The 5,549-nt window shown below is 57.8% G+C and carries 5 protein-coding genes; 2 read left to right on the plus strand and 3 right to left on the minus strand.

Annotated elements, in window-relative coordinates:
• Window positions 1-268: 268 nt before the first annotated feature.
• Window positions 269-2,080, plus strand: coding sequence for a flavocytochrome c (locus tag GBM95_RS10880; protein ID WP_152159117.1), 1,812 nt, complete (start codon window positions 269-271; stop codon window positions 2,078-2,080).
• Window positions 2,081-2,205: 125 nt separating this feature from the next.
• Here GBM95_RS10880 and GBM95_RS10885 read toward each other — a convergent pair whose 3' ends face one another.
• The 3 genes from GBM95_RS10885 to GBM95_RS10895 form a co-directional block, all read right to left on the minus strand.
• Window positions 2,206-2,799 (minus strand): DUF234 domain-containing protein, encoded by a 594-nt coding sequence (locus GBM95_RS10885; protein ID WP_193222677.1) that lies wholly within the window; start codon window positions 2,797-2,799, stop codon window positions 2,206-2,208.
• A gap of 52 nt (window positions 2,800-2,851) precedes the next feature.
• Window positions 2,852-3,553 (minus strand): AAA family ATPase, encoded by a 702-nt coding sequence (locus GBM95_RS10890; protein ID WP_152159119.1) that lies wholly within the window; start codon window positions 3,551-3,553, stop codon window positions 2,852-2,854.
• Window positions 3,554-3,711: 158 nt separating this feature from the next.
• Window positions 3,712-4,665, minus strand: a complete 954-nt coding sequence (locus tag GBM95_RS10895) for an AEC family transporter (RefSeq protein ID WP_152159120.1) — start codon at window positions 4,663-4,665, stop codon at window positions 3,712-3,714.
• Between the two features lie 109 nt (window positions 4,666-4,774).
• Here GBM95_RS10895 and GBM95_RS10900 point away from each other — a divergent pair, with 109 nt between their 5' ends.
• On the plus strand, window positions 4,775-5,296 hold the full coding sequence (locus GBM95_RS10900; protein ID WP_152159121.1) for a DUF2199 domain-containing protein: 522 nt from the start codon (window positions 4,775-4,777) through the stop codon (window positions 5,294-5,296).
• Window positions 5,297-5,549: the final 253 nt, after the last annotated feature.

The following is a 5,549-nucleotide window of genomic DNA, read 5'->3' on the forward strand; positions in this document are numbered from 1 at the left end:
GTTAAGCCTTGATACTAGGAACCGCCGTATACGGAACCGTACGTACGGTGGTGTGGGAGGACGGCATGGGAACTAATCCCATGCCTCCTACCCGATTTCTGAGGAATCCTTCTTTGATGAGGATCTTCGTCATCTAAGGGAAATTCAGAAGAAAAAAGAGGGCGTTTACACAGCGGCGCGGTTAATCTCAGACTTGAAACAGAAATGCCGAATCGGCTCCGGATATGCGGGCGGAATTCCGGCATTTCTCATAAAGGAGAGAAAAAACATGTCCATGCATACTGATCTGCTCGGCAAAGCAGTTCTTGCCGCCTTTTTCGGCGTCGCGAGCGCTGCCGCGACGGCGAATGCTGCTGCCACGGCGCCGAGCTCCTTCAAGCCCGGCGTCTACGAAGCGACGGTCAACGGCCACAATGCGCCGATGACCGTCAAGGTGACGGTGTCGAAGAACCGCATTGAAAAGATCGACTATTCCAAGAATCTGGAAACGATCGGCGTCGGCAAGGTTGCGCTCGACCTCGTGAGCCAGAAAGTGCTCAACTACCAGTCGACGGGCGTTGACGCCGTCACCGGCGCGACCATTTCGAGCTTTGCGCTCCTTCAGGGCGTTCGCGACTGCCTCAAGCAGGCGGGCGGCGACATGAAGGCGCTCAGTCAGAAGGTCGAGAAGCACCCTGCGGTTGAAAAGACCTACAAGGCCGACGTCGTCATCGTGGGCGGCGGCGGAGCGGGTCTTGCCGCTGCCATTGCTGCTGAAGAAGCGGGCGCGAAGCACATTCTCGTGCTCGAGAAGCTCGGGTTCCTCGGGGGGTCGACCAACGTGTCTGAAGGCGCTCTGAACGCCGTCGACCCGGTTCGCCAGGGCAAGCAGGGCATCGAGGACTCGGTTCAGAAGTTCTACGACCAGACGATGAAGGGCGGCCACAACAAGGGAACGCCTGAGCTCGTGAAGTACCTTACGTCCCACTCGATGGACGAGGTCAACTGGCTCGAAGGCCTCGGCGTCAAGTTTAAGGATGAGATCGGCACCGCAACGGGCGCCCTCTGGCAGAGAAGCCACTATCCGGCGACGCCTTCGGGCAATACCTACATCCGCACGTTTGAAGACGTCATCAGGAATTCGGGCGGCCGCATTCAGGTCCTGACCGATACCAAGGTGACGGATCTCATCACCGCCAACAAGCGCGTCACGGGCGTCATGGCCGAGAATTTCGGCCGCAAGATTACGGTTGATGCGGGCGCGGTGGTGATTGCCACCGGCGGCTTCGGCGCCAACATCAAGATGCGTCAGGAATACAACACCGGCGTCTGGAAGGAAGTGAAGCTCGACAATTCTATCGGCTGCACGAATCTTGCAAAGGCTGCTCAGGGCGACGGTCTCGTGATGGCGAAGAAGGTGGGCGCTGAGCTGATCGGCCTCGACGACATCCAGATTCATCCGTGCGGCACGCCGGGTACGGGCCTTATGGAAAACATCCGCACGTCCGGGCGCAACCGCATCTTCGTCAACCTCTCGGGCGAACGCTTCGTGAATGAAGGCGCCGCGCGCGACGTGCTCGCAAAGGCGATTTTCGCGCAGCCCAAGGGCACTTACTGGATTGTTGTCAATAAGCTCCGTTATCCGAGCCCGGACTTTGTGGACGCGAACGGCGCAACGATCCGCAACATGCTCGCGCTCGGCAGTGTCGTTGAGGGCGATACGCTCGACGACCTCGCAAAGAAGACCGGCATGGATCCGGCCAAGTTGAAGGCTAGCGTTGAGGGCTACAACGCCGTAGTTGAAGGAAAGGCCAAGGATCCGCTCGGCTTCCTCGCGAACAACGCCGCGGACAAGGTCCTCGACGGCGGTCCGTGGTACGCCTGCCGGAAGGTTCCGACCGTGCACCATACGATGGGCGGCATCCGCATCAACGTGAAGGCGCAGGTGCTTGATGCCGAAGGTCACGTCATTCCGGGGCTTTATGCTGCGGGCGAAGTGACGGGCGGCATTCACGGGAGCAACCGTTTGGGCGGGAACGCCATTGCCGATGTGATGGTCTTCGGTCGTACGGCCGGCACGAATGCGGCGACGCTGAAGTAAGCGTTCTGGCCTGACAAGAGAAGTGATCTCTTGCGGGGACGTCCTGAGGGCGGAAGCTTTTTCCGTCCCTGGCGTCCCCGTTTGCATTCTGCCGATTCCTAACTGCCGGGTTGGCGTCGGAAAGCTTACATGTCCTCGAGCGAAAGACCGCGGTATTCCTGCGTGTAGCCGGCGAGTGAGCCGTTGGCCTTCAGAAACGCTTCTCCCTTGACGTGGAGCGCATGCATGTCGAGGCGTTCAGGATTCCGCTTCACCTCGGCAAAGACGATTTTTTTGCCGGCATGAGAAAGGGCGACGAGGTCGATCTCGTTTTCTCCTCGTCTGTCCCACCACGGTCCGACCTGATCCCACTCGCGGTCGCTGCGGTATCGGGCGAGGAACCAGTCCTCGAGCGTTCGTCCTGTATAGGTCGGCCAGTTTTCCCGGCAGTACTCCTGCAGCCGCGGCCATTGAGCACGGGCGGCGAGTGACCTCTGGTCCAGCGGGTCGACAAAGCGATACCAGAATTTGAAGAACGGGTCGCTCAGGTAATAGCGAACGCCTTTTCCGGCGAGCCGGCCGTTGAGCGGCGCTCTTTTTTCAATCAATTTGAAGATGTTCTCGAGCCGGGAGAGGTACGCCGTCACGTCGACTTTCCCGGTTGTCCCGCTGATGGCGCTCCATTCATTTGCGCCGCGCGCAACTGCGGTCAGGATGGTCTGGTATACGGGAGATTCCATTCGGAACTCATTCGCGAGAAGAACTGTTCCTTCTTCGCGGAACCAGGCGCCTTCAGGTGAAAAGGCCAGATTGATCATGTCGTTCGTACTGCCGATGCCGTTGTCGACGAAAAAATTCGACGTAACGGGCAGCGCCGCCTGTGAGCGCATAAAGCGTCAGGAGATCCTCTGGCGACATGTCCGGAAATTCATTCCGCGCAATGGCGGCGAGGAGAGCGTTGTCAAAAGGCTCGATCTCCAGAAGAAGATCAGCCCGTCCGTAAAGCGGTTCACGCGCATTGTTGAAGATCCGCCTGAGTGAATCGGCTGATGACCCGTTCAAGACAAGTACGAGCCTGCTTTCGCAATGAAAGCGGTCCCAGCTTTCCCCGAGACGACTCCAGAAGGCATTGACGATGCGCTCGAGCTCCTGGCACTCGTCAATCACGACGATCATGGGACTTTTCGCAGATGCCTTGAGGAGAAATTCAAAAATCTCATTGATGGTTGAAAACTCTGGCTTATAGGGGAGCGACAGCGCTTCCCCGAGCGCTTCCGTCCATGAGGCAATGAGTTCGGATTCCTGAGTGCGTTTTCCGGCAAAGAGGTAGATGACCGGGCATTCAACGGACTCAAAAGTCTTCATGATCAGGGACGTCTTTCCAATGCGTCTTCTGCCGCAGACGACTGCCAGACGCCCGGCTTTGTTCCGCATGGCGAGATCAAGCTCTTTTCTGAGGAGTCGGATTTCTTCCTCGCGACCGTAAAAGCGCATGGCGCATCCTTGCTTGAGATGGTTCCTTCGATGAATTTACCTTCAAGAACTTTAGGTAAAGCACGTGAAGGAAAAACGACGGCCTTTCGGCCGCTGAACGTCCGTTTCCGTCCGGCTCAGCCCTAACGGTCGTCAATGCCAATGAGCAAAAGGCTCAGCTACAAAGAGGGCGCAACGCCGAGGAGCGTCAGCGTAAGCGGTACCGTGATCGCTGAAGCAAAGGTGGAGACGAAGATGGCATTGCTCGCGCCGCCTTCCTCGGCCTGAAAGTCCTGCGCCATCAGATAGGCGTTGATCGCCACGGGGAGCGCCGCCATGAGGGTGACGGCATTCGTTTCGAGGTCTCCTAATCCAAGGAGCCGGGCGAGGAGCCAGACAAGGAAAGGCTGGATCATGAGCTTCACGACCGTAACGAAAACGCCCTTCGGGAGGGCTGACGAGAAGCTGTGTTCAGCGAGTCCCATGCCGACCACGATGAGGCACATGGGGGTCGTGGCGGACGACACGTAATGAACGGACTCCATGACAAAGCCCGGAAGGTGCCACCCGGTGAGCCCCCAGGCGGTGCCGACGATGATGCCGAGCACGACCGGATTGCGGAAGACGCGCAGCATCGGCGCGAGAACTTCCTTCGGGTTTGTGATCCGGCCGCTTCGTCCGAATTCGACGGATGCAATGGCAACGGTCCAGAGAAGAAGCACGTTGAAGAGAATGATGATCGAAATGGAGGGCATTGCCGCGTCGCCGAGGCTCACCTGCACGATGGGGACGCCGAGCTGCACGTTGTTGCCGAAGATCCCGGCCATGGCGAGGACCGTCGTGCCGGCGGCGTCGGAGTGAAAGAGGCGCTTCACGGCGCTCCGGCCCGCGATATAAACGATGGCGCAGGAGCCGAAGAATGCAATGAGGATGCGCCAGTCGACAGGCGGCATCTCGGAGAGGTTTGAAAGGAGCTCAAAGAGCATCACCGGCATCAGAAGCCGGAACGTAAATCCTCCCAGTGCCTTCGTGACCGCCGGCGTGAAGACTTTTGCCTTGATGAGCGCCCAGCCGAGCGCAACGAGAATGAAGAGCGGAGCGCAGAGCGCAATGTGATGGAGAAAAAGCGCCATAGGAGGACTTGCGGGGAAAGGATGCAGAGGATTTCCGTCAAGTATGCGCCTCGCGAGGCAGGTATAGTTTCGTGAGCTATTTCAAAGGACGGATTCTCGGAGCAATGCCATGACCGAAGACTATGAAGAGACCGCCGAAGCGGATGAAGACGAACTCTGCCGCGACATTCAGATGAAGCTTCCCGACTGCCTCTGGCAGCTCGACTACGTCAACCGCTACCGCGCGGGAAAGTTCAATGAGGACTTTGCGGCCCTTGAAACGGGCGAGAAGTTCCTCTTCGGCGTCATTGAAATTCCCTTTACGGAAGAGGACGGAAGCTTTACCTGGGGCGTCTGGGCGGAGGTCGACGCGGGCGACCACGACGCCTATGTGAGGGACTTTCAGACTGACGCTGCCGAAGGCCGCGTGATTGCGGGGCGTCTCGCGAACGATATTCCCGGTACGCCGGAAGCATTTGGCGCGAATGTTGAGCTCACGCTCCACGCCGGCCGTCGTCCGGAAATCCGCGTGCTCGAGGGAGAGCTTGGCATTCAGCAGGCGCGCGGCATGTCGCTCTCCGAACATGAAGCGCTCGACCGGGAGCTTTTCGGCGACGATGACGAGGAAGGGGACAATGAGGCGGAAGCCTGAAACCGCTATTCATTTGAGGAATAACACTCGGTTAAGATCGGTCAATGAGCTTGATCTGAATCAATCGAGAGCAATTCTCATCTGAGGCGCATGAGACGAGAACCGTAAAGTTTTCGGCATTCCATTCCAAAAAACAAAAAGGAATTGCTATGTCCGTGAATTCCCAGGAATCCGTTAACAGAGTCTGAAAGAAATTCATATCCCGGCTTAGTTTTGATTTAAGGCAACTAACTGAAATCTAAAGGTTAGTTGC

This window comes from Sutterella seckii, assembly GCF_009183815.1.
In the GTDB taxonomy this organism is placed as follows: domain Bacteria; phylum Pseudomonadota; class Gammaproteobacteria; order Burkholderiales; family Burkholderiaceae_F; genus Sutterella; species Sutterella seckii.